Source organism: Streptomyces sp. NBC_01116 (assembly GCF_041435495.1).
Classification (GTDB): domain Bacteria; phylum Actinomycetota; class Actinomycetes; order Streptomycetales; family Streptomycetaceae; genus Streptomyces.
On record NZ_CP108644.1, the window covers coordinates 1,508,056 to 1,531,206 of the forward strand.

The window sequence follows — 23,151 nt, forward strand, 5'->3', positions numbered from 1 at the left end:
TTCACCCTTGCGCTCTCCCTCACGTCAAGGGAATACCCACCCTTCGGCACCGGAAAGCCGCCGGTTGTATCGTCGAACTGTTCAACACCCGTCAGGGCTCGCTCCAATTGGTTCAGATACGCAGGAACGGCAGGACACATGACCGTGCAGCAGGACTCGCCGGGCGACAGTGACACCCAGGACCTGGAGGTCTGGATCGACCAGGACCTCTGTACGGGCGACGGCATCTGTGTGCAGTACGCCCCCGACGTCTTCGAGCTGGACATCGACGGTCTGGCGTATGTGAAGAGCGGCGACGACGAGCTCCTGCAGAACCCGGGGGCGACCACTCCGGTGCCGCTGCCGCTGCTCCAGGACGTCGTCGATTCGGCCAAGGAGTGCCCCGGGGACTGCATCCACGTGCGGCGCGTCAAGGACAGCGTCGAGGTGTACGGGCCGGACGCCGACTAGCCGGTACGGGGGCTCGCGCCCCGGTCCCGGCCGGAGCCCCGCGGGGGCGTGGTCAGACGCTGCGCGCGAGGTCCCCGGAGGTGCGGACGAACGCCTTCCCCTGCCATCGCCAGGAGGCCTGTTCCTCCTGGTCGGGGCAGCAGCGGGGCACCTCCAGCGAGGAGTAGCCGAGGAGGGTCGCCGAGACGGTTCCGTCGCGTACGGCGAAGTCCCCGACGGTCTTCCTGTCGGCGGGGTCCACCAGGGTCGCCACGACCCGGGGCGCGGCCCCGCTGTTCTGTGTCAGGACGTAGATGCCGCCGGGCGGGGTCCCCGATCCGGCGTCGCAGTGCACCACGGCGACGGTTTCCGGCCGTCCGTCGCCGTCGAGGTCGCCGGAGGCCTTCTTCGCGACGGTCGTCCCGGCGCCGCCGCACTCCAGCGGGAACTCCACGCCGGCCGGGTCGGGTGCGGGCACGGGGGCGCCGTGCTGCGCGGTGGTCCGCTGCTCGGGGGCCGTGGCGGTCGCGGTGGCCGTACGGGGCTGGAGCAGCCCGGCCAGCGCCACGACTCCGGCCATCGCCGCGGCCGTGGCGAGCCAGTGCACCGGCCTGGTGGCGGTGTGGGCGAGATCCGGGAGCGCGGGGGTCTGCACGCGGTATGTCTCCTGATGGTTCCTGGAAGCCCGGCGAGGGGGTGGGGACACCTCCGTGGGGTTGCCGGCATCGTGCCACACCTCACATCCGGGCGGAACGGCGGGGGCAACGAAAAGGCGCCGCCGCGCGGTTCCCCGGTCGGTCGGGGAACTGCGCGGCGGCACCGGTGCGTTGGAAGGATCAGCCGCGTTCGGCGGCGGGGCCTCCACGGCTCTGGCTGCCGGGTCCTTCGTAGTCGTCGCCGTAGGCGCCCTTGGACGGGCGGCGGCGGCGCAGCGGCGGCTCGACGCCGTCCGCGAGGCGGCGGGCGGTGACCAGGAAGCCGGTGTGGCCGATCATCCGGTGGTCGGGGCGGACGGCGAGGCCCTCCACGTGCCAGTTGCGGATCATCGACTCCCAGGGCTGCGGTTCGGCGAAGCAGCCGATCTCGCGGATGGACTCGACGGTGCGCGAGAGCTGGGTCGTGGTGGCGACGTAGGCGCAGAGGATGCCGCCGGGCACCAGGGCCTTGGAGACGGCCTCCAGGCACTCCCAGGGGGCGAGCATGTCGAGCACGACGCGGTCGACGTCGGTGTCGGAGAGGTTGTCCTGGAGGTCACCGACGGTCAGCTGCCAGGCCGGGTGCGGGGAGCCGAAGTAGCGCTCGACGTTCTGCTGGGCGATCTCGGCGAAGTCCTCGCGGCGCTCGTAGGAGTGCAGCATGCCCTGCTCGCCGATGGCGCGCAGCAGGAAGGTGCTGAGCGAGCCGGATCCGACCCCCGCCTCCACGACGCGGGCGCCGGGGAAGATGTCGGCGAAGGCCAGGATCTGCCCCGCGTCCTTGGGGTAGACCACGGCGGCGCCGCGGGGCATGGACAGGACGTAGTCGGGGAGCAGGGGGCGCAGCGCGAGATAGGCGACGTTTCCCGTGGTGCGGACAACACTGCCCTCGGGAGCACCGATCAGCTCGTCGTGCGGGAAAGAACCCTTGTGGGTGTGGAAGTTCTTTCCGGCTTCGAGCGTGAAGGTGTAGTGGCGGCCCTTGGGGTCGGTGAGCTGTACCTGGTCCCCGACCTTGAAGGGCCCACGTCGGCGGGCGGCACCGGTCGGTTCAGACATGTGACCAGCCTACCGGTGATTCCCGGGCCGCCGACCGCCCGGGCCGCGCCGGCCGACGGCCCGGGAGCGCTGTCAGGCGCCGGGGCGGGCCATGGCCTTGACGAAGGCGCGCTCCACGTCGGAGGTGGAGAGGACTCCGTAGATCTCGCCGGTCTCCTCGACGACCAGGTACTCGGTGGCGGGAGTGGCCTTGAGCCGGTCCAGGAGGGCCTCGCCGGCCAGTTCCGCGGGGACCTTCATGCCGTCGGTGAGGTCCTGGGCAAGGCCGCTGACGGCGACCCAGGGGCGGCGGTGCTCGGGGACGCCGACGATGGCGGCCTCGCGGACGACGCCCTTGGGGTTGCCCTGTCCGTCGACGACGACCAGGGCGCGGGCGCCCGCCTCGTTGGCCCGGCGCAGCGCTTCGGAGAGCGGGGTGGCGGACTCGACGGGGACGGCTCGGCGGGTCAGGGTGCGGGCCCGGAGGTCGGGCAGGTGCTCGCGGAGGCGGGCCATGCGCAGGCTGTTCCCGGCGCCGGTCCAGATGATGCCCGCGAGGATCGCGGCGAGGAGGGCGTCCATGACGGTCTCGACCCCGCCGATGTCCTGGGCGGTGCCGCCGAGCGCTCCGGTGTGGGTGAGCAGCGGCAGTCCGACGAGGACGACGACGGCGAGGCCGCGGCCGACCCAGGCGGCGGCGATGGTGCCGCTCATGGGCTTGCCGGTGATCTTCCAGACGACGGCGCGGAGCATCCGGCCGCCGTCCAGCGGCAGGCCCGGCAGCAGGTTGAAGGCGGCGACGATGAGGTTGGAGATCATCAGGCCCGCGACCAGGACGCCGGGGACCGTGCCGGGCTCGACGAACTGCATCGCGCCGTAGAAGACGCCGCCGAGGACCAGGGACAGGAGCGGTCCGACGAAGGCGAGGACGAACTCGCGGCCGGGTGTCTCGCTCTCTTTCTCGATCTCCGAGACGCCGCCGAAGAACTGGAGCTGGATGCGGCGGACCGGGAGCTTGTAGCGCAGCGCGGCGACCGTGTGGGCCAGTTCGTGGACGAGTACGGAGGCGTAGAAGGCGATGGCGAAGAACAGGGCGACGAGATAGCGTGCGGCGCCCAGCTCGGGCAGCACGCGGTCGAGCTGGCCGCCGAACACCCAGGTGATCAGGGCGGCGACGACGAACCAGCTGGGGGCGACGTAGACGGGCACGCCGAAGGGCCGGCCCATGAGCAGGCCGCCGCCCGGCTCCTCGGGGCGTTTCGGCTTGCCGTTGTCGGGATCGGTGCCGGGGGCCGTTCCCCCTGCGCCGGGCTGCGGCCGCCCGCTGTCGCCGCTGTCGTCCACGGGGTCCCTTCGGTTCGGTGAGTGGCGTTGGCCACGATCATGCAGTGTGCGAGGGGCTGCCGTCGATGGTATGCCGCTCGCTGTCAGTGGCGGGCCGTAGGGTCTTCAGACATGACCTCCGTGCCGCGGCCGCCCCGGCCGCCTTCGTCCCTGTCGCCGTCGCGGGCGAGCGATTTCATGCAGTGTCCCCTGCTCTACCGTTTCCGCGTCATCGACAGGCTGCCGGAGAAGCCCAGCGAGGCGGCTACCCGCGGCACGCTGGTCCATGCGGTGCTGGAGCGGCTCTTCGACGCCCCGGCGGCCGACCGGACGGCGCCGCGGGCGCGGGCGCTGATCCCCGGCCAGTGGGACCGGCTGCTGGAGTCGAAGCCGGAGCTGACCGGGCTGTTCGCCGGGGACACCGAGGGCGAGCGCCTGACGCGCTGGCTGGGTGAGGCGGAGCGGCTGGTGGACCGGTGGTTCTCGCTGGAGGACCCGACGCGGCTGGAGCCGGCGGAGCGTGAGCTGTTCGTCGAGACGGAGCTGGAGTCGGGGCTGCGGCTGCGCGGGGTGATCGACCGGGTGGACGTCGCGCCGAGCGGTGAGGTCCGGATCGTCGACTACAAGACGGGGAAGGCGCCGCGGCCGGAGTACGCCGATGGTCCGCTGTTCCAGATGACGTTCTACGCGCTGGTGATCTGGCGGCTGAAGGGTGTGGTGCCGCGCCGCCTCCAGCTGGTGTATCTGGGCAGCGGGGACGTCATGACGTACGACCCGGTGGTGGCGGATCTGGAGCGGGTGGAGCGCAGGCTGCTGGCGCTGTGGGACGCGATCTCGCTGGCGACGGAGACCGGTGACTGGCGGCCCCGGCCGACGAAGCTGTGCGGCTGGTGCGACCACCAGGCGGTGTGTCCGGAATTCGGCGGGACTCCCCCGGTATACCCGCTGTCGGTCCGCCCTGCGGATCCGGGTGAGGATGGCCAGGGCAGAATGGGACCGGTCCAGGCCGAGGCCGGCCGTGCCGTGGCCCTTGAGGGCCCTTAAGGAGTTCCTGTGGCGATCCGCGTCCTTCTGGTCGATGACCAGCCTCTGCTGCGCACCGGTTTCCGGATGATCCTGGAGGCCGAAGGCGATCTGGCGGTGGTCGGTGAGGCCGGTGACGGTCTGCAGGCCATCGATCAGGTGCGGGCGCTGCAGCCCGATGTGGTGCTGATGGACATCCGGATGCCGCGGATGGACGGGGTCGAGGCGACCCGTCAGATCACCGGCCCCGGGAAGGACGGCCCGGCGAAGGTGCTGGTGCTGACCACCTTCGATCTCGACGAGTACGTGGTGGAGGCGCTGCGTGCCGGGGCGAGCGGATTCCTGCTGAAGGACGCTCCGGCGGCCGAGCTGGTGCAGGCGATCCGGGTGGTGGCGGCGGGCGAGGCGATGCTCGCGCCGAGCATCACGCGTCGGCTGCTGGACAAGTACGCCGATCACCTGCCGTCCGGTGAGGACCCGGTGCCGGACGCCCTGCACACGCTGACGGACCGTGAGGTCGAGGTGCTGAAGCTGGTGGCGCGGGGCCTGTCGAACGCGGAGATCGCGGCGGACCTGTTCGTCAGCGAGACGACGGTGAAGACGCATGTCGGCCATGTGCTCACGAAGTTGGGCCTGCGGGACCGGGTGCAGGCCGCGGTGTACGCGTACGAGAGCGGGCTGGTGCGTCCCGGCGCGCAGTAGCCGGTCTCGCGCACGCACGCGCAGCAGCCCGCACGCACACGCGGTAGCTCGCGCGCACACGCACACGACGAAGCCGTCCGGCCCGCGTCCGTCCTTGGAACAGGAGGGGCGGGCCGGACGGCTTTCCGGTCGGGTCTCAGACGCCGGGCCGGTTCAGCTCCCAGAGCTGGAGCTCGGAGGTGGCGCTGACGGACCGCTCCACCCCGGCGATCCCGTCGCGGGAGGCCACGTACTGCTTGCCCTGCCAGATCGGCAGCACCGGCACATCGGTGGCGACGATGTCCTGGAGCTTCTCGTAGGTGACGGCGGCGGCGGTGCGGTCGGTCTCGCGGCGGGACTGCGGGATGAGGACCTTCTGCGCCTCGCGCGACCGGTAGGGCGAGTTGAGGAAGTTGTTCTCGTCCAGGAAGGGCGCCGTGTAGTTGTCCGGGTCCGGGAAGTCGGGGAACCAGCCCATGCCGTACGCCGCGTAGTCGCCGCGCTTCTGCTCCGGGCGGTACTGCGACCACTCCTTGCCCTGGACGGAGACGTCGAAGAGGCCCGAGCTGTTCAGCTGCTGCTGGATCGCCTTGAACTCCTCGGCGGTGGCCGGGCCGTAGTGGTCGCTGGTGTAGTGCAGGGTGAACTTCACCGGTGTCTTGATCCCGGCGCCGCGGAGGATCGCCGCGGCCTTGGCGGTGCTGGGCTCGCCGTACTTGTTGAAGAAGGCGTTGGTGTGCCCGGCGATGCTGGACGGGATCAGCGAGTAGAGCGGTTCGGCGGTGGTGCCGTAGACCTTGCCGGCGATCTCGCCCCGGTCGACGATCTGCGCCATCGCCTGGCGGACGGGCTTGCTGACCACGGGGTCCTTGGTGTTGAACCCGACGTAGCTGATGGCCAGACCGGGCAGCTCGGTGAGCTCGACGCCCTCCTCCGGCTTCACGAGCATGTCGCCGGCCTGCTGGGGCGACATCGCCCGGGTCATCATGTGGATCTTCTCCTCGTCGAGCGCCTTGCCCATGGCCTCGGCGTCGGGGAAGAGGTCCATCTCGACCTTGTCGTTGAGAACCTTCAGCTCGCCCTTGTACGAGGGGTTCTTGGTGAAGGCGATCTTGACGACCCGGCCGTCCTCGACCTGCGGCTTCATGGTGTACGGGCCGGAGCCGTTCACCTGGAGGCCGGTGCGGCCCGCCTTCGCCGGGTACTGCGCCTTCGGGACGATGCCGGCGGCGGGGGTGGCGAGCTTGTACGGGAAGGTCGCGTCGGGTGTGTTCAGGTGGAAGATCACCTGGTCGTCGCCCTTGGTCTCGACCATGTCGATGTTGGCGAGCAGTCCGACCGGCCCGCTGTCCGCGTCGATGTCGATGACGCGCTGGATGGAGTGCTTCACGTCCTCGGCGGTGACGGGCGTCCCGTCGGCGAACGTGAGGCCGGCCCGCAGGGTGCAGCGGTAGCTCTCGTTCGCGGTGTCGGTGAAGGCGCAGCTGCGGGCGGCCTCGGGCACCGGCTCGCCGCCGCCGGCCGGCACCGTGGTCAGGGTCTGCACGGTCTGCCGCAGGACGTTCCAGACGCCCGCCTCGTAGCCGATGGCCGGGTCGAGCGGGGCGGGGTTCTCCTGGGAGGCCACGAGCTGGTCCGTGGTGCCGACGACGATGGCCCCCTCGCCACCGGCGCCGCTGTCCGTGCTGCCGCAGGCGGCGAGCACGGGGGCGAGCAGGCCGACGACGGCCGGCAGCACCAGGGTCTTGCGGTTCATCTGGACGTTCTCCCTCATCCCGGCAGGTGAGGAATCAAAGCTAGTAGCCGCGGGTGACCCCTCCGACCGTCCGGCGGGCGGCTCCCGCTCACCCGACGCACGAAGGGGGCGACATACGGCCACCATTACGGACAGCCCACCCGATCCCGACGGCCCAGCGGAGGCCCACGGGTGAGGAAGGTCACCCATCAGGGCTCTTCACAGATGCACCCCGCGACTGATCCACATCCACGGAACGTTGTCGGAACGCACACGGCCCTGACCGGAACATCCGCTGTTCGTTCACAAGTGGGCGACCGGCGCGGGCGCACGCCGGGCTCGGGTCAGCCCGTTCCGCCCGCCTGGGTGATGAGCTTGCGCAGGAAGGCGAGGTCGACCTCTTCCAGGGAGCCGACGACCACGCGTCCGGCCGCCGGCGCGATGGGGGCGACGGACGGCACGGCGACGACCCGGCAGCCGGCGGCCTCGGCGGCGGCCACTCCGGTCGCGGTGTCCTCGATGACGGCGCAGCGCCAGGGGTCGGCGCCGAAGCCGGCGGCCGCGGTGAGATAGGGCTCGGGGTGGGGCTTGGTCCGGGTGACCTCGTCCCCGGCGACGGTGAGCGCGAAGTGGTGACGGCCCACCGATTCCAGCACCCGGTCGATGATCCGGCGGTGGGAGGCGGAGACGAGCGCGGTGGGCACCTCGTACGCGGCCAGCTCGGCGAGCAGCCGCTCGGCGCCCGGCATCAGCGGCACCCCGCGCTCGATGCGCTTCTCGAATCCGTCGTTGAGCAGCACGGTCAGCTCGTCCAGCCGGACGTCGGCGCCGGTGACGTCGATGAGATAGCCGGCGCTGCGGGTCATCGGACCGCCGACGACCACGTCCCGCCAGGACTCGTCCAGCCGGTGCCCGAGGCCGGCGAAGACCTCCTTCTCGACGTCCCACCAGAAGCCCTCGGTATCGACCAGGGTTCCGTCCATGTCGAGAAGGACCGCCTGCAGGGCGGCGCCTTCGGCCGTGCGGGTCAAGGACGCGGGGACCGTACTGGTCATCCGGCACACCTTCCGTAAGGGACGAGAAGGCCGGCCGCCATTCCCGGAAACGGGAGGGCGACCGGCCTGCACTGGACCGACCAGTGTACGACGTGTCCGGCCGCGGCGCGCGAAGGACGCGAGGCCGCGGCGGGAACACGGGGTTACCGGGCGTTGAAGTACTTCGCCTCGGGGTGGTGGATGACGATGGCGTCGGTGGACTGCTCCGGGTGGAGCTGGAACTCCTCGGAGAGGTGCACGCCGATCCGCTCCGGCTGGAGGAGGTCGGCGATCTTCGCCCGGTCCTCCAGGTCCGGGCACGCCCCGTAACCGAGCGAGAACCGCGCGCCGCGGTACTTCAGCGCGAACATGTCCTCGACGTCCGCGGGGTCCTCGCCCGCGAAGCCCAGCTCGCTGCGGACCCGGGCGTGCCAGTACTCGGCGAGCGCCTCGGCGAGCTGGACGGACAGGCCGTGCAGCTCCAGGTAGTCGCGGTAGGAGTTGGCGGCGAACAGCTCGGCGGTGGCCTCGCCGATCCGGGAGCCGACGGTGACGATCTGGAGGCCGATGACGTCCCTCTCGCCGGACTCCTCGGGGCGGAAGAAGTCGGCGAGGCAGAGGCGGCGGCCGCGGCGCTGGCGCGGGAAGGTGAAGCGGGTGCGCTCGGAGCCGTCGTCGTGGAGGAGGACCAGGTCGTCGCCCTTGGAGACGCAGGGGAAGTAGCCGTAGACGACGGCCGCTTCCAGGAGGTTGTTGGACTGGAGGTGGTCGAGCCAGCCGCGCAGGTGCGGGCGTCCCTCGGTCTCCACCAGCTCCTCGTACGTCGGTCCGTCGCCGGTCCTGGCCTGCTTGAGGCCCCACTGGCCCTTGAACAGGGCGCCCTCGTCGAGCCAGGAGGCGTAGTCCTTGAGCGGGATGCCCTTGATGACGCGGGTGCCCCGGAACGGCGGCTCGGGGATGGGGTTGGTCGTGGAGACGTCCGAGCGCACCGCGCCCTCGGGCTCCTCGACCTCCAGCACCGCGACGTCCTTCTTCGGCACCCGGCGCTGCTTCAGCTCGGGCAGGACCGCGCCGGGCACACCGCGCTTGACGCCGATGAGCGCGTCCATGAGGCGCAGGCCCTCGAAGGCGTCCCGGGCGTAGCGGACCTCGCCCTCGTAGATCTCGTGCAGGTCCTGCTCGACGTAGGCCCGGGTCAGCGCGGCGCCGCCGAGGATGACGGGGAAGTCGGCGGCCATCTTGCGCTGGTTGAGCTCCTGGAGGTTCTCCTTCATGATCACCGTCGACTTCACCAGGAGGCCGGACATGCCGATCACGTCCGCGCGGTGTTCCTCGGCGGCTTCCAGGATCGCGGAGACGGGCTGCTTGATGCCGAGGTTGACGACGTTGTAGCCGTTGTTGGAGAGGATGATGTCGACGAGGTTCTTGCCGATGTCGTGGACGTCGCCGCGGACGGTGGCCAGCACGATCGTGCCCTTGCCGTCGTCGTCGGTCTTCTCCATGTGCGGCTCCAGATGGGCCACCGCGCTCTTCATGACCTCGGCCGACTGGAGCACGAACGGCAGCTGCATCTGGCCGGAGCCGAACAGCTCGCCGACCACCTTCATGCCTTCCAGCAGCGTGTTGTTGACGATGTCGAGGGCCGGGGTGTCCTGGAGGGCCTCGTCGAGGTCGGCCTCCAGGCCGTTCTTCTCGCCGTCGATGATGCGGCGCTGGAGGCGCTCGTCCAGCGGCAGGGCCATCAGCTCCTCGGCCTTGCCCGCCTTCATCGACTTCATGTTGACGCCCTCGAACAGCTCCATGAGCTTCTGGAGGGGGTCGTAGCCCTCGGCGCGGCGGTCGTAGATCAGGTCGAGGGCGACCGTGACCTGCTCCTCCTCCAGCCGGGCGATCGGCAGGATCTTCGAGGCGTGCACGATCGCGGAGTCCAGGCCCGCCTTGACGCACTCGTCGAGGAAGACGGAGTTCAGCACGACCCGGGCGGCCGGGTTCAGGCCGAAGGAGATGTTGGAGAGGCCCAGCGTGGTCTGGACGTCCGGGTGGCGCTTCTTCAGCTCCCGGATCGCCCCGATGGTGGCGATGCCGTCGCCGCGGGACTCCTCCTGGCCGGTGCAGATGGTGAAGGTCAGGGTGTCGATGAGGATGTCCGACTCGTGGATGCCCCAGTTGGTGGTGAGGTCCTCGATCAGCCGCTCGGCGATGGCGACCTTGTGCTCGACCGTACGGGCCTGGCCCTCCTCGTCGATGGTCAGGGCGATCAGCGCGGCCCCGTGCTCCGAGGCCAGGGCGCTGACCTGCGCGAAGCGGGACTCCGGGCCGTCGCCGTCCTCGTAGTTCACCGAGTTCAGCACGGCCCGGCCGCCGAGCTTCTCCAGACCGGCGCGCAGCACGGGCAGCTCGGTGGAGTCCAGCACGATCGGGAGGGTGGAGGCGGTCGCGAAGCGGCCGGCCAGCTCCGCCATGTCCGCGACGCCGTCGCGGCCCACGTAGTCGACGCAGAGGTCGAGCATGTGCGCGCCCTCGCGGATCTGGTCGCGGGCCATCTCCACGCAGTCGTCCCAGCGGGCCTCCAGCATGGCCTCGCGGAACTTCTTGGAGCCGTTGGCGTTGGTGCGCTCCCCGATCGCCAGGTAGGCGGTGTCCTGGCGGAAGGGGATGGTCTGGTAGAGAGAGGCCGCGCCGGGCTCGGGGCGCGGGTCCCGCTCGGTCGGCGTGAGCCCCCGGGCGCGCTCGACGACGGCCCGCAGGTGCTCCGGCGTCGTACCGCAGCAGCCGCCGATGAGGGAGAGGCCGTAGTCCCGGACGAAGTTCTCCTGGGAGTCGGCGAGACCGTCGGGGCCGAGCGGGAAGTGCGCGCCGTCCTTGGTGAGGACGGGCAGCCCGGCGTTGGGCATGCACATCAGGGGCGTACGGGAGTGGCGGGCGAGGTAGCGCAGGTGCTCGCTCATCTCGTCCGGGCCGGTCGAGCAGTTCAGCCCGATCAGGTCGATGCCCAGCGGCTCCAGGGCGGTCAGGGCGGCGCCGATCTCGGAGCCCAGCAGCATGACGCCGGTCGTCTCGAAGGCGAGGGAGCAGATCAGCGGCACGTGGACGCCGAGGGCGTCCATCGCCCGGCGCGCGCCGATGATGCTGGACTTGGTCTGCAGCAGGTCCTGGGTCGTCTCGACGATCAGGGCGTCGGAGCCGCCCGTGAGGAGACCCTCGGCGTTCTTCTGGTAGCCGTCGCGCAGGACGTCGTAGGTGATGTGGCCGAGCGAGGGCAGCTTGGTGCCGGGGCCGATCGAGCCGAGGACCCAGCGCTGGCGTCCGTCCTTCCCCGCGAACTCGTCCGCGACCTCGCGGGCGATCCGGGCGCCGGACTCGGAGAGTTCGAAGATCCGGTCGGCGATCTCGTACTCGTTCGCGGCGGAGTGGTTCGCGCCGAAGGTGTTGGTCTCGACGCAGTCGACGCCGACCGCGAAGTACTCCTCGTGGACCGAGCGCACGATGTCGGGCCGGGTGACGTTCAGGATCTCGTTGCAGCCTTCGAGGTTCTCGAAGTCCTCCAGCGTGGGGTCCTGTGCCTGGAGCATGGTGCCCATCGCCCCGTCGGCCACCACCACACGGGTGGCGAGTGCTTCTCGCAGTGCGTCGGCGCGGGTCCGGCTGTCGGCGGCGGATGTCGGCAACGAGGCCATGGATGATCTCCCAGGGATGCGACGGCTGTCGGCTTTGCGTCCTTCTTGGGGAAGGCGCACCTCGCCAGCGTAGCCGGACGCGGCCCAGGACCGTAGGTGCGTCCATGGGACGGACTGCATGCTGTGCGGGTGCGGCGGGTGCGGCCCGGTGGCGGAGACTTTCCCCCGGAGTCCGACGCAGGTCGGCATCGACCGATAGTGTTCAGCATTGTCGAACCGAGGTGGAGGAGTACGGCGCGATGGCCAAGAACATCCAGTCGCTGGAGCGGGCGGCCGCGATGCTGCGTCTGCTGGCGGGCGGCGAGCGCCGGCTCGGGCTCTCCGACATCGCCTCCTCGCTGGGGCTGGCCAAGGGCACCGCGCACGGCATTCTGCGCACGCTCCAGCTGGAGGGCTTCGTCGAGCAGGACGCGGCGTCGGGCCGCTACCAGCTGGGCGCGGAGCTGCTGCGGCTGGGCAACAGCTATCTGGACGTCCACGAACTGCGGGCGCGCGCCCTGGTCTGGACGGACGACCTGGCCCGCTCCAGCGGCGAGAGCGTCCACCTCGGGGTGCTGCACCAGCACGGCGTGCTGATCGTCCACCACGTCTTCCGGCCCGACGACAGCCGCCAGGTGCTGGAGGTCGGGGCCATGCAGCCGCTGCACTCCACGGCGCTGGGCAAGGTGCTGTCCGCGTACGACCCGGTGGCCCACAGCGAGGTCATGGAGGCGGAGCGCCGCTCCTTCACCGGGCGGACCGTCACCGCCGCCGACGCCTTCGAGTCGATGCTCGACCTGATCCGGGCCCAGGGCTGGGCCGCCGACGCCGAGGAGACCTGGGAGGGCGTGGCCGCGGTGGCCGCCCCGATCCACGACCGGCGCAGGATGCCCGTCGGGGCGGTCGCCGTGACCGGCGCGGTGGAGCGGGTGGCCCCGGGCGGGACGCTGCGTCCCGAGCTGATCGCGGCCGTGCGCGACTGCGCCCGCGCGGTATCCCGGGATCTGGGCGCCGGCCGCTTCTGAGCGCCCCGCACGGCCCGTCCCGCCCCTCCCCGCCCTCCGTACCGGCCGGTGACCTCCCACGCCCGGGGGCGCCCGGAGCCTGCGCGGTAACGATCGCGTCGCGCACCGAGTCGTGCGCCACAGAACCCTTGACGCTTCCTTCACTCGGGGGAAACACTGCCGTTCAACGGTCGGCATTGTCGAACGCCTAACGGCAATACGCGTTAGGGTGTGACAGTGCCAAGGGCCGGTCAAGCCCTTACAGGTGGGCTGCCCACGCTTCGTGGATACCCATCTGGGGCGCGGATCACCGGCGGGACCGGTGCTCCGCTCTCCCCTGGACGAAGGACAAAGGAGTCGCGGGTGTCCAGCTCCGACATTTTCATCGGCGAGACCATAGGTACCGCCGTACTCATCCTGCTCGGCGGCGGTGTCTGTGCCGCCGTCACGCTGAAGAGCTCGAAGGCCCGGAACGCGGGCTGGCTGGCCATCACCTTCGGGTGGGGTTTCGCCGTCCTCACCGGCGCCTATCTCGCCGGCGGCGTATCGGGCGCCCACCTCAATCCCGCGGTCACGGTCGGCCTCGCCATCGAGGGCGGCACCGCGTGGGGCGACGTCCCCCTGTACCTCGGCTCGCAGCTGCTCGGCGCGATGATCGGCGCCCTGCTGGTCTGGGCGGTCTACTACGGGCAGTTCCACGCCCACCTCACCGACCCCGAGATCATCGGGACGAAGTCCACCGACGAGGGCATGGTCGACCAGGCCGCCGCCCCGAAGGCGGGCCCGGTGCTCGGCGTCTTCTCCACCGGCCCCGAGATCCGCAACGGCGCCCAGAACGTCATCACCGAGATCATCGCGACCGCCGTGCTGGTCCTGGCGATCCTGACCCAGGGCCTCAACGACGAGGGCAACGGCCTCGGCACGCTCGGCGCGCTGATCACCGCCCTGGTCGTCGTCGGTATCGGCCTCTCGCTCGGCGGCCCGACCGGCTACGCCATCAACCCGGTCCGCGACCTCGGTCCGCGCATCGTGCACTCCCTGCTGCCGCTGCCGAACAAGGGTGGTTCGGACTGGGGCTACGCGTGGGTACCCATCGTGGGTCCGCTCGTCGGCGGCGCACTCGCCGGCGGGCTCTACAACCTCGCCTTCGCGTAGGCCCCTCCAGCCCGAGCCGCACCTCTTCACCTCACAGACCTCCGGGAGCACACCGTGACCGACGCACACACCACCGGCACCCACGGCACCGGGCCGTTCATCGCGGCCATCGACCAGGGCACCACCTCCAGCCGCTGCATCGTCTTCGACAAGGACGGCCGGATCGTCTCCGTCGACCAGAAGGAGCACGAGCAGATCTTCCCGAAGCCGGGCTGGGTCGAGCACGACGCGACCGAGATCTGGGAGAACGTCCAGGAGGTCGTCGCCGGCGCCATCGTCAAGGCCGGCATCACCTCCGCCGACGTCAAGGCGATCGGCATCACCAACCAGCGCGAGACCACCCTGATGTGGGACAAGAACACCGGTGAGCCGGTGCACAACGCGCTGGTCTGGCAGGACACCCGCACCGACGCGCTCTGCAAGGAGCTCGGCCGCAACGTGGGCCAGGACCGGTTCCGCCGCGAGACCGGGCTGCCGCTCGCCTCGTACTTCGCCGGGCCCAAGGTCCGCTGGCTGCTCGACAACGTCGAGGGCCTGCGCGAGCGCGCCGAGGCCGGCGACATCCTCTTCGGCACCATGGACTCCTGGGTCATCTGGAACCTGACCGGCGGCACCGACGGCGGGGTGCACGTCACCGACGTCACCAACGCCTCGCGCACCCTCCTGATGAACCTGCACACCATGGCGTGGGACGAGAAGATCCTCCACTCCATCGGCATCCCGGCGGCGGTGCTCCCCGAGATCCGCTCCTCCGCCGAGGTGTACGGCCACGCCAAGGGCGGCATCCTCGACGGCGTCCCCGTCGCCTCCGCGCTCGGCGACCAGCAGGCGGCGCTCTTCGGCCAGACCTGTTTCGCCGAGGGCGAGGCCAAGTCCACGTACGGCACCGGCACCTTCATGCTGATGAACACCGGCTCCACCCCGGTGAACTCGTACAACGGGCTGCTCACCACCGTCGGCTACCAGATCGGCGACAAGCCCCCGGTGTACGCGCTGGAGGGCTCCATCGCGGTCACCGGCTCGCTGGTGCAGTGGATGCGCGACCAGATGGGCCTGATCAAGTCGGCCGCCGAGATCGAGACGCTGGCCTCCTCGGTCGAGGACAACGGCGGCGCGTACTTCGTGCCCGCCTTCTCCGGGCTGTTCGCCCCCTACTGGCGCCCCGACGCCCGCGGGGTGATCACCGGTCTCACCCGCTACGTCACCAAGGCGCACATCGCCCGTGCCGTCCTGGAGGCCACCGCCTGGCAGACCCGCGAGATCAGCGACGCCATGACGAAGGACTCCGGCGTCGAGCTGGCCGCGCTCAAGGTCGACGGCGGCATGACGTCCAACAACCTGCTGATGCAGACGCTCGCCGACTTCCTGGACGCGCCCGTGGTGCGCCCCATGGTCGCCGAGACCACCTGCCTCGGCGCCGCCTACGCCGCCGGTCTGGCCGTCGGCTTCTGGCCGGACACCGACGCGCTGCGCGCCAACTGGCGCCGGGCCGCCGAGTGGACACCCCGCATGGACGCGGACACCCGTGCCCGTGAGTACAAGAGCTGGCTCAAGGCCGTCGAACGGACCATGGGCTGGGTCGAGGACGAAGAAAGCTGACGAGGAGCATCACCATGACCACCCTGCAGAGCGTTCCCGCCCTCGGAACGCACCCGGCCTCCGGCTCGCTGCCGAGCCGCGCCGAGACCCGGGAGCAGCTGTCCCGGGCCACGTACGACCTCCTGGTCATCGGCGGCGGCATCCTGGGCATCTCCACCGCCTGGCATGCCGCGCAGTCCGGGCTGCGGGTGGCGCTGGTGGACGCCGGCGACTTCGCCGGCGCCACCTCCTCCGCCTCCTCCAAGCTCCTCCACGGCGGTCTGCGCTACCTCCAGACCGGTGCGGTCAAGCTGGTCGCGGAGAACCACTTCGAGCGCCGCGCGGTCTCCCGCGAGGTGGCCCCGCACCTGGCCAACCCGCTCACCTTCTACCTGCCGGTCTACAAGGGCGGCCCGCACGGCGCGGCCAAGCTCGGCGCGGGCGTCTTCGCCTACTCCGCGCTCTCCGCGTTCGGCGACGGCGTCGGCCACGTCATCTCCCCGGCCAAGGCGCAGCGCGACGTGCCCGAGCTGCGTACGGACGACCTGAAGGCGGTCGCGGTCTACCGCGACGACCAGATGAACGACGCGCGCATGGCCCTGATGACGGTCCGCGCGGCGGTCGACGCGGGCGCGGTCGTCCTCAACCACGCGGCCGTCACCGGGCTCCGCTTCACCCGGGGCCGGGTCACCGGCGCCGAGCTGAAGGACAGCGCCGACGGCACCGAGTTCGGCGTCGACGCCCGGCTGGTGCTGAACGCGACCGGCCCCTGGGTCGACCACCTCCGCACGATGGAGGACCCGAACGCGGCCCCCTCCATCCGGCTGTCCAAGGGCGCGCACCTGGTGCTCAAGCGGACCCGGCCGTGGCGGGCGGCGCTGGCCACCCCGATCGACAAGTACCGGATCACGTTCGCCCTGCCCTGGGAGGACATGCTGCTCCTCGGCACGACCGACGAGGAGTACGAGGGCGACCCGGCGGACGTCGCGGTGACCGAGGCGGACACCGCGCAGATCCTCGACGAGGCGGCGTTCTCGATCAAGGACCAGCAGCTGTCGCGCGATCTGATCACGTACTCCTTCGCGGGGCTGCGGGTGCTGCCCGGCGGCCCCGGCGACACCTCCAAGGCCAAGCGCGAGACGGTCGTCACGGAGGGCCGCGGCGGGATGCTGTCGGTCGCCGGCGGCAAGTGGACGACCTTCCGCCACATCGGCCGTACGGTGATGAACAAGCTGGCCGCCCTTCCCGGCCACCCGCTCGCCGAGGACATGGAGCCGATGGACCGGCTGCCGAGGAAGCTGCCGCTGCCCGGCATCGCCAACCCGAACGCGGTGGCGCACCGCCTGCTGGTCGACGGCGGTACGCCCGGCCCCCGGATGGCGCCGGACACCGCCCGGCACCTGGCCACGCACTACGGTTCCCTCGCCTTCGACATCGCCCGGCTGGCGAACGAGAGCCCGGAGCTGGCCGAGCGCGTCCACCCGGACGCCCCGGAGATCTGGGCCCAGGTCGCCTACGCCCGGGACCACGAGTGGGCCGAGACGGCGGACGACGTGCTGCGCCGCCGGACCACGCTGACGATCCGGGGCCTGGCGACGGACGACGTCCGGGCCGGCGTCGAGAAGCTGCTGGCCGACCGGGACTGACCGGTTCCCCACGGTCCGCCGTGGGCACGTCGACGGGGGCGGCCCCACCGGGACCGCCCCCGTCGACGTGCGCGAACGCCCCGGCGCACGCGCCACACTCCCGCCATACGCCCGCAACGTGCCCCGGGGACAGTGGAGTTCATGAAATTCTCCGTGCTCTCCCTGATCGGCCACGAGCCGCACCCGCTCACCGGTGAACTCCTTCCGGCCGCCGACCGGTTCGAGGAGGTGATCGACACGGCAGCCGTGGCGGAGCGGCTCGGCTTCGACGCCTACTCCGTGGGCGAACGGCACGCCGGGGCCTTCCTCTCCTCCAGTCCGAACGTGGTGCTGGGCGCGATCGCGGCCCGTACGAGCACCATCCGGCTGCTCACCGGGGTGACCGTCCTCGCGATCCTCGACCCGGTCCGGGTGGCGGAGGACTTCGCGACGCTCGACCAGATCTCCCGGGGCCGGGTCGAACTGGTCGTCGGCAAGGGCGCGGAGGCGGGCCACTTCGACCTGTTCGGGCTCGACGAGGCACGGCAGTGGGACCTCCAGAAGGAGAAGTACGAGCTGCTGCGGCGGCTGTGGAGCGAGGAGGGCGTCGACTGGGAGGGCGAGTTCCGGCCGCCCCTGAAGAACGTGACGACGGTGCCGCGCCCGTACGCGGGCGTGCCGCGCGTCTGGCACGGCTCGGCGACGAGCCTCAACTCCCCCGAGCTGGCGGCCAAGCACGGCGACCCGCTGTTCACCGCGAACGCCATCCAGCCGCGCGAGGCGTACGCCGGGCTCATCGCCCACTACCGGGAGCGGTTCGAGGCGTACGGGCACGATCCGGCGGACGCCGAGGTGGCGGCGGGATCGGGCGGACTCCTCATCGCCGACAGCTCCCAGGCGGCCGTCGACCGGTACAAGGAGCTGTACGAGGCGCGGGTGCGGCAGACCTTCAAGCCCCATCTGGAGGGCAGGGCCGGCTACAACACGCCCTTCCGCACGATCGAGGAGGCGATCGCGGACGGCCCGCAGCTGATCGGCAGTCCGCAGCAGATCATCGACAAGATCCTCGGCTGGCACGAGGTCTACCGCCACGACCTCCAGTCGATCACCGTGGACGGTTTCGGGCTGGGCCGGCCGGAGCAGTTGGAGACGCTCCAGCGGTTCGCGGAGGAGATCGCCCCGGTGGTGCGGCGGGAGGCGCCGTCCTCGCCGCGGCGCTGACGCGGGAGCCGGCCCCCCGCGGCACGGCGGCCGGCCGCCGTGCCGCGGGGGGCCATGATGCACTGATCCGGCCGATGATCCACTCCTGGTGGCAGGGTTCACCCGGCCGTGCAAGAGGGCTGCGGCGGGGGCCCCCGGAAGCCGTAAGGTTGCTCCGTACGTATGGAGACATCGGAAGGAGGCCCGGGTGATCGAGCTCGAGTCGGTGCCCGAGCTGATCGACCCGGTCATGGTGGCCGCGTTCGAAGGCTGGAACGACGCCGGGGACGCCGCCTCCACAGCGGTCGGTCATCTGGACCGGGAGTGGAAGGGCGAGGTGTTCGCGGCGCTGGACGCCGAGGACTACTACGACTTCCAGGTCAACCGGCCCACGGTGTGGCTGGACGGCGGTACGCGGAAGATCACCTGGCCGACGACACGGCTGTCGGTGGTGCGCGTGGGCGGGGAGAAGCCCCGGGACCTGGTCCTGGTGCGCGGCATCGAACCGTCCATGCGCTGGCGGTCGTTCTGCAACGAGATCCTCGGCTTCGCCCATGAGCTGGGCGTCGAAATGGTCGTCATCCTGGGCGCGTTGCTCGGCGACACCCCGCACACCCGGCCGGTGCCGGTGAGCGGGGTCACCTCGGACGCGGACCTGGCCCGGACGATGGACCTGGAGGAGACGCGGTACGAGGGCCCCACGGGCATCGTCGGGGTCCTCCAGGAGGCGTGCACGCACGCCGGGGTGCCCGCGGTCAGCCTGTGGGCGGCGGTCCCGCACTACGTCTCGCAGCCGCCGAACCCGAAGGCGACGCTGGCCCTGCTGAACCGCCTGGAGGATCTGATCGGGCTGCGCATCCCGCTGGGCGAACTGCCCGAGGACGCGCGGGCCTGGCAGCTCGGGGTGGACCAGCTGGCCTCGGAGGACAGCGAGGTCGCCGAGTACGTGCAGACGCTGGAGGAGGCGCGGGACACCGCGGAGCTTCCCGAGGCGTCCGGCGAGGCCATCGCCCGGGAGTTCGAGCGCTATCTGCGACGGCGGGACGGCGGCCCCGGGCAGGGGCCGGGCGGCCATGCGACGGAGAGCGGGGACGTGCCGTATCTGCGCGACCCCTCCAGCGGCCGCACCCGCCCGCCGAAGCCGCCGCGTCCGGAGACGGGGCGCGGGAAGGCCCCCGACGACAAGGGCGCCAGGGGTCCTGACGCGGCGCCGGGGGACGACCCCGGCGAAGGCTCCGGGGACGCCTCCGACGAGGAGTGACCGGGCGCCGGTGACGCACAGCGGGGCGCCGCACGGGAGACGATCCCGTGCGGCGCCCCGTTCGTGTGTCCGGAGCCGGGCTCCGTCCTACAGCGCGACCCCCAGCAGGGCGTCGACCGTGCGCGAGACGACGCCCGGAGCGCCCTCGTCCGTACCGCCCTCCGCGGCCTGGAGCGCGGCCCAGCGGTCCACGGCCGCGAGCGCCGAAGGACTGTCCAGGTCGTCCGCGAGAGCCTCGCGGACCTCCTCGACCAGCGCGTCGGCGGACGGTCCGTCGGGGCGCGAGACGGCGGCCCGCCAGCGCGCGAGACGCTCGACGGCGTCGGCCAGCACCTGGTCGGTCCACTCCCAGTCGGAGCGGTAGTGGCGGGAGAGCAGGGCGAGCCGGAGGGCCGCCGGGTCCACGCCGTCGCGACGCAGCGTCGAGACGAAGACCAGGTTGCCGCGCGACTTGGACATCTTCTCGCCGTCCAGGCCGACCATTCCGGCGTGGACGTACGCCTTGGCGAACGGGTGCTCGCCGGTCAGCGCCTGGGCGTGGGAGGCGCCCATCTCGTGGTGCGGGAAGGCGAGGTCGGAGCCGCCGCCCTGGATGTCGAAGCCCATGCCGAGGTGGTCGAGCGCGATGGCGACGCACTCGATGTGCCAGCCCGGGCGGCCCTCGCCCAGGGAGGCCCCGTCCCAGCTCGGCTCACCCGGGCGGGCGGCCATCCAGAGCATCGGGTCGAGGGGGTTCTTCTTGCCGGGGCGCTCGGGGTCGCCGCCGCGCTCGGCGGAGAGCAGCCGCATCGCCTCGGCGTCGAGGCCGGAGACCTCGCCGAAGTGGGGGTCGACGTCGACGGAGAAGTAGACGTCGCCGTCCAGGTCGTAGGCGGCGCCCGCGTCCCGGAGGCGTTCGACGAGGGGCACGATGCCCGGTATCGCCTCGACCGCTCCGATGTAGTGCTGCGGGGGCAGCATCCGCAGGGCGGTCATGTCCTCGCGGAAGAGCGCCGTCTCGCGCTCCGCGAGCTCGGTCCAGTCCTGACCGTCGCGCACGGCCCGCTCCAGGAGCGGATCGTCCACGTCGGTCACGTTCTGGACGTAGTGGACCTGCCGCTTGGTGTCGAGCCACACGCGCTGAACGAGGTCGAACGCGTTGTAGGTCGCCGCATGACCCATATGGGTCGCGTCGTACGGCGTGATGCCGCAGACGTAGATGCGGGCGACGGGACCGGGGTCAAGGGTGATCCGTCCGCCGGTCGCGGTGTCGTGGATCCGAAGGTCGCGGCCCTTGCCAGGCAGGGCGGGGACCTCAGAAGCGGGCCAGGCATGCATGTCATGAGCGTAACCGGACGATGCTTCCGGATACGAACCGGCTCCGGAAACCTGTCCGAAGAGGCCCTCTTGCGCGAAACCTCCGGCAGGCGGTACAAGCCCCGCGGGCGCCGGGGCTTCCCGTGCGTGCCAGCTGTCGTCGCGCGCCCGCCGGGGATTGCGGGACAGCCCTTAGACCGGCGGCCAGGGAATCGGCGGCCACTGGCCGCTCGGCCGCGGGTGCACCGCGCTCTCGACCAGCCCGGCGACCCGCTGCCGCAGGGCCTCCAGTTCGGCCGGCGTGATGAGTTCGGCCATCCGGGTGGCGAGGGCGGTGCCCGGCGCCAGCTCACCGTCGAGCCGGCCCAGCACCGCCAGCGCCTCCTCGGTCAGCGGGTCGCCGGCCCAGCCCCAGAGCAGGGTCCGCAGCTTGTCGTCCGCGTTGAAGGTGACGCCGTGGTCGATGCCGAAGAGCCGTCCGCCGGGAGCGGGCAGCAGGTGCCCGCCCTTGCGGTCACCGTTGTTGATCACCGCGTCCAGGACGGCGAGGCGCCGCAGCCGGGCGTCGTCGGCGTGGACCAGCAGCGCGGTCTTCCCCTCCCCCACGTCCGCGAAGCCCACGGCCTTCCAGCCGTCACCGGGCTCCTCGCCCTCGACGAGCGCCAGCAGCGAGGGCGCGTCCTCGTCGGGTGCGGGGCCGTCGATCCACAGCTGGCACATGCCCCGCCCGTACGGCCCCTGCCGCAGCACGGTCGGCGGCACGAGGTCCCAGCCGGTGGCCCGGGAGATCTCGTACGCGGCGACCTCCCGCTGGGCGAGGGTCCCGTCGGGGAAGTCCCACAGCGGCTGCTCCCCGGCGACCGGCTTGTAGGCGCAGGTGCGCTCCTCGCCGTCGTACGCCACCGTGCAGTGCAGCACCGCGTTGGACGCGCCGCCGACCTGCCCGAGGACGGTGATCGTGCCCTCGGTGAGCAGGGTGAGCAGCTCGCCGTCCGTCAGGCTCCGCGACGGTATCCGTTCTGGCGCGGGCATACGTGTCCTTCCGGATCGAGCGGCAGGCTGCACAGCGGGCACGGCGGGCGGCCTGCGTTGACGACGTCCAGGGCCCGCTTGGCGAAGGCGCGGGCCTGGGCGCCGCTGAGCCGGACGCGGAGCATCGGCGGGCCGTTCTCCTCGTCCTGGAGGAGCTTCTCCTCGGCCTCCGCGAGGTCGTCCTCGGATTCGGCGTCGAGCTCGACGAGGGCCTGCGCCTCGACGATCATGCGCTGTTCCTCGCCGTCCCAGGCCAGGGCCATGGTGCCGACCCGGAACTCCTCCTCGACCGGCACGTCGAGCGGCGCGGTGTCGGAGACGTCGGTGGGGGCCACGGCGGGCACCGGGGAGTTGCCCCCGGTGCGGCGTACGACCTCGTCGAGCAGTTCGTCGATCCGCTCGGCGAGAGCGGTGACCTGGGCCTTCTCCAGGGCGACGCTGGTGACCCGGCCCTGCGAGGACGCCTGCAGGAAAAACGTACGGCGGCCAGGCAACCCGACCGTACCGGCCACGAATCGGTCCGGCGGGTCGTAGAGGAACACCTGACGGGACACGTCCTGCTCCCTTGAGCTTCGATGGTGGTTGGGCGGCGCTACGGCGCGTCCACCCTACTGCCCGGAGCGATCACGGTGCGCCCGCGCCGCCCCCGACCGTCGCGTCCGCCGCGCCGTCGCCGGTGGGGGACGCGGTGGCGTCCGCCCCGATGGACTGTTCGCGGGGGGCCAGGGAGGCGAGGTCGCCGGTGTCGCCGAGCCTCAGGATGAAGGGGCGCAGCCGGGTGTAGCGGATCGCGGTGACCGAGCAGGGGTCGACGTGGACGCGCTGGAAGAGGTCCAGGTGCATGCCCAGCGCGTCGGCGACGAGGGACTTGATGATGTCGCCGTGCGAGCACATGACGTAGGTGGCGTCCTCGCCGTGCTCCGCCTCGACCCGGTCGTTCCAGTCGCGTACGGCGTCGACGGCGCGGGCCTGCATCGCGCGCATCGACTCGCCGCCCGGGAAGGCCGCCGCGGAGGGGTGCTGCTGGACGACGGACATCAGCGGCTCGTCGGCCAGTTCGGCCAGCTTCCGCCCCGACCAGTCGCCGTAGTCGCACTCGCTGATGCGGTCCTCGGTGTGCAGGGGCAGGCCGGGGCGGGCGTCGAGGAGCGGCTGGAGCGTCTGCCGGCAGCGCTCCAGGGGGCTGCTGACGGCGAGGACCGGGACCACCGCGGAGAGCCGCGCGGGGAGGGCCGCGGCCTGTTCGGCGCCGCGTTCGTCGAGGGAGACGCCGGGGGTGCGGCCCGCGAGCACTCCGGCGGTGTTGGCGGTGGAGCGACCGTGGCGTACGAGGATCAGGGTGGGCATACCCGCCAGCGTAGAGGGACGGAGAAGGTGCGTGACGGC

Annotated in this window: 19 protein-coding genes; 9 read left to right on the plus strand and 10 right to left on the minus strand. The window is 71.6% G+C overall.

The genetic code is table 11. The annotated features are described in order from the left end of the window. The first annotated feature begins 138 nt into the window (after positions 1 to 138). Entirely contained in the window at positions 139 to 450 is a 312-nt protein-coding gene (locus OG245_RS06450; RefSeq protein WP_073745426.1) for a ferredoxin, read from the plus strand. Between the two features lie 52 nt (positions 451 to 502). Here the strand turns inward: OG245_RS06450 and OG245_RS06455 are convergent, their stop codons facing one another. The 3 genes from OG245_RS06455 to OG245_RS06465 all read right to left on the minus strand — a co-directional run bounded on the left by OG245_RS06455 (position 503) and on the right by OG245_RS06465 (position 3,506). Then, positions 503 to 1,084 carry a hypothetical protein gene (locus tag OG245_RS06455; protein WP_371622577.1) on the minus strand — a complete coding sequence of 194 codons (582 nt, stop codon included), beginning with the start codon at positions 1,082 to 1,084 and terminating at the stop codon, positions 503 to 505. Positions 1,085 to 1,265: 181 nt separating this feature from the next. Further along, positions 1,266 to 2,183, minus strand: a complete 918-nt coding sequence (locus OG245_RS06460; protein WP_371622578.1) for a tRNA (adenine-N1)-methyltransferase — start codon at positions 2,181 to 2,183, stop codon at positions 1,266 to 1,268. Between the two features lie 72 nt (positions 2,184 to 2,255). Further along, complete coding sequence (locus tag OG245_RS06465) at positions 2,256 to 3,506, minus strand: site-2 protease family protein (protein WP_371622579.1); 1,251 nt, start codon at positions 3,504 to 3,506, stop codon at positions 2,256 to 2,258. 177 nt (positions 3,507 to 3,683) lie between these two features. On the opposite strand from OG245_RS06465, the gene OG245_RS06470 reads away from it, so the two are divergent. Then, on the plus strand, positions 3,684 to 4,529 hold the full coding sequence (locus OG245_RS06470) for a RecB family exonuclease (protein WP_371622580.1): 846 nt from the start codon (positions 3,684 to 3,686) through the stop codon (positions 4,527 to 4,529). A 9-nt stretch (positions 4,530 to 4,538) separates the two neighbouring features. Then, positions 4,539 to 5,210 (plus strand): response regulator transcription factor, encoded by a 672-nt coding sequence (locus tag OG245_RS06475; RefSeq protein ID WP_003970158.1) that lies wholly within the window; start codon positions 4,539 to 4,541, stop codon positions 5,208 to 5,210. 136 nt (positions 5,211 to 5,346) lie between these two features. Here OG245_RS06475 and OG245_RS06480 read toward each other — a convergent pair whose 3' ends face one another. The 3 genes from OG245_RS06480 to metH all read right to left on the minus strand — a co-directional run bounded on the left by OG245_RS06480 (position 5,347) and on the right by metH (position 11,635). Further along, positions 5,347 to 6,945, minus strand: coding sequence for an ABC transporter substrate-binding protein (locus OG245_RS06480; protein ID WP_371622581.1), 1,599 nt, complete (start codon positions 6,943 to 6,945; stop codon positions 5,347 to 5,349). A 323-nt stretch (positions 6,946 to 7,268) separates the two neighbouring features. After that, positions 7,269 to 7,979 carry an HAD family hydrolase gene (locus tag OG245_RS06485; protein ID WP_371622582.1) on the minus strand — a complete coding sequence of 237 codons (711 nt, stop codon included), beginning with the start codon at positions 7,977 to 7,979 and terminating at the stop codon, positions 7,269 to 7,271. Between the two features lie 143 nt (positions 7,980 to 8,122). Continuing rightward, positions 8,123 to 11,635 (minus strand): methionine synthase, encoded by a 3,513-nt coding sequence (gene metH / locus OG245_RS06490; RefSeq protein WP_371622583.1) that lies wholly within the window; start codon positions 11,633 to 11,635, stop codon positions 8,123 to 8,125. A gap of 239 nt (positions 11,636 to 11,874) precedes the next feature. Here metH and OG245_RS06495 point away from each other — a divergent pair, with 239 nt between their 5' ends. From OG245_RS06495 to OG245_RS06520, 6 genes are all read left to right on the plus strand, one after another. After that, complete coding sequence (locus tag OG245_RS06495) at positions 11,875 to 12,639, plus strand: IclR family transcriptional regulator (protein WP_032752890.1); 765 nt, start codon at positions 11,875 to 11,877, stop codon at positions 12,637 to 12,639. A gap of 342 nt (positions 12,640 to 12,981) precedes the next feature. Continuing rightward, positions 12,982 to 13,773 (plus strand): MIP/aquaporin family protein, encoded by a 792-nt coding sequence (locus OG245_RS06500; protein ID WP_371622584.1) that lies wholly within the window; start codon positions 12,982 to 12,984, stop codon positions 13,771 to 13,773. 54 nt (positions 13,774 to 13,827) lie between these two features. Continuing rightward, positions 13,828 to 15,372, plus strand: a complete 1,545-nt coding sequence (gene glpK, locus OG245_RS06505; RefSeq protein WP_371622585.1) for a glycerol kinase GlpK — start codon at positions 13,828 to 13,830, stop codon at positions 15,370 to 15,372. 14 nt (positions 15,373 to 15,386) lie between these two features. Then, positions 15,387 to 16,997 (plus strand): FAD-dependent oxidoreductase, encoded by a 1,611-nt coding sequence (locus OG245_RS06510; protein ID WP_371622586.1) that lies wholly within the window; start codon positions 15,387 to 15,389, stop codon positions 16,995 to 16,997. Between the two features lie 141 nt (positions 16,998 to 17,138). Then, positions 17,139 to 18,197, plus strand: a complete 1,059-nt coding sequence (locus OG245_RS06515) for an LLM class flavin-dependent oxidoreductase (RefSeq protein ID WP_371622587.1) — start codon at positions 17,139 to 17,141, stop codon at positions 18,195 to 18,197. Between the two features lie 187 nt (positions 18,198 to 18,384). After that, a complete protein-coding gene (locus tag OG245_RS06520; protein ID WP_371622588.1) occupies positions 18,385 to 19,437 on the plus strand; it encodes a PAC2 family protein in 1,053 nt (350 codons plus the stop codon). An 87-nt stretch (positions 19,438 to 19,524) separates the two neighbouring features. Here the strand turns inward: OG245_RS06520 and mshC are convergent, their stop codons facing one another. The 4 genes from mshC to OG245_RS06540 all read right to left on the minus strand — a co-directional run bounded on the left by mshC (position 19,525) and on the right by OG245_RS06540 (position 23,112). Next, the gene (gene mshC / locus OG245_RS06525) at positions 19,525 to 20,754 is read right to left on the minus strand and encodes a cysteine--1-D-myo-inosityl 2-amino-2-deoxy-alpha-D-glucopyranoside ligase (RefSeq protein ID WP_371622589.1); all 1,230 of its coding nucleotides are present in this window, start codon (positions 20,752 to 20,754) and stop codon (positions 19,525 to 19,527) included. Between the two features lie 171 nt (positions 20,755 to 20,925). After that, the gene (locus OG245_RS06530) at positions 20,926 to 21,765 is read right to left on the minus strand and encodes an SCO1664 family protein (RefSeq protein WP_371622590.1); all 840 of its coding nucleotides are present in this window, start codon (positions 21,763 to 21,765) and stop codon (positions 20,926 to 20,928) included. Continuing rightward, positions 21,729 to 22,319, minus strand: coding sequence for a DUF3090 domain-containing protein (locus tag OG245_RS06535; protein WP_371622591.1), 591 nt, complete (start codon positions 22,317 to 22,319; stop codon positions 21,729 to 21,731). The genes OG245_RS06530 and OG245_RS06535 overlap by 37 nt, the downstream gene beginning before the upstream one ends. A 70-nt stretch (positions 22,320 to 22,389) precedes the next feature. Continuing rightward, entirely contained in the window at positions 22,390 to 23,112 is a 723-nt protein-coding gene (locus OG245_RS06540) for a histidine phosphatase family protein (RefSeq protein ID WP_371622592.1), read from the minus strand. Between the last annotated feature and the right edge of the window lie 39 nt (positions 23,113 to 23,151).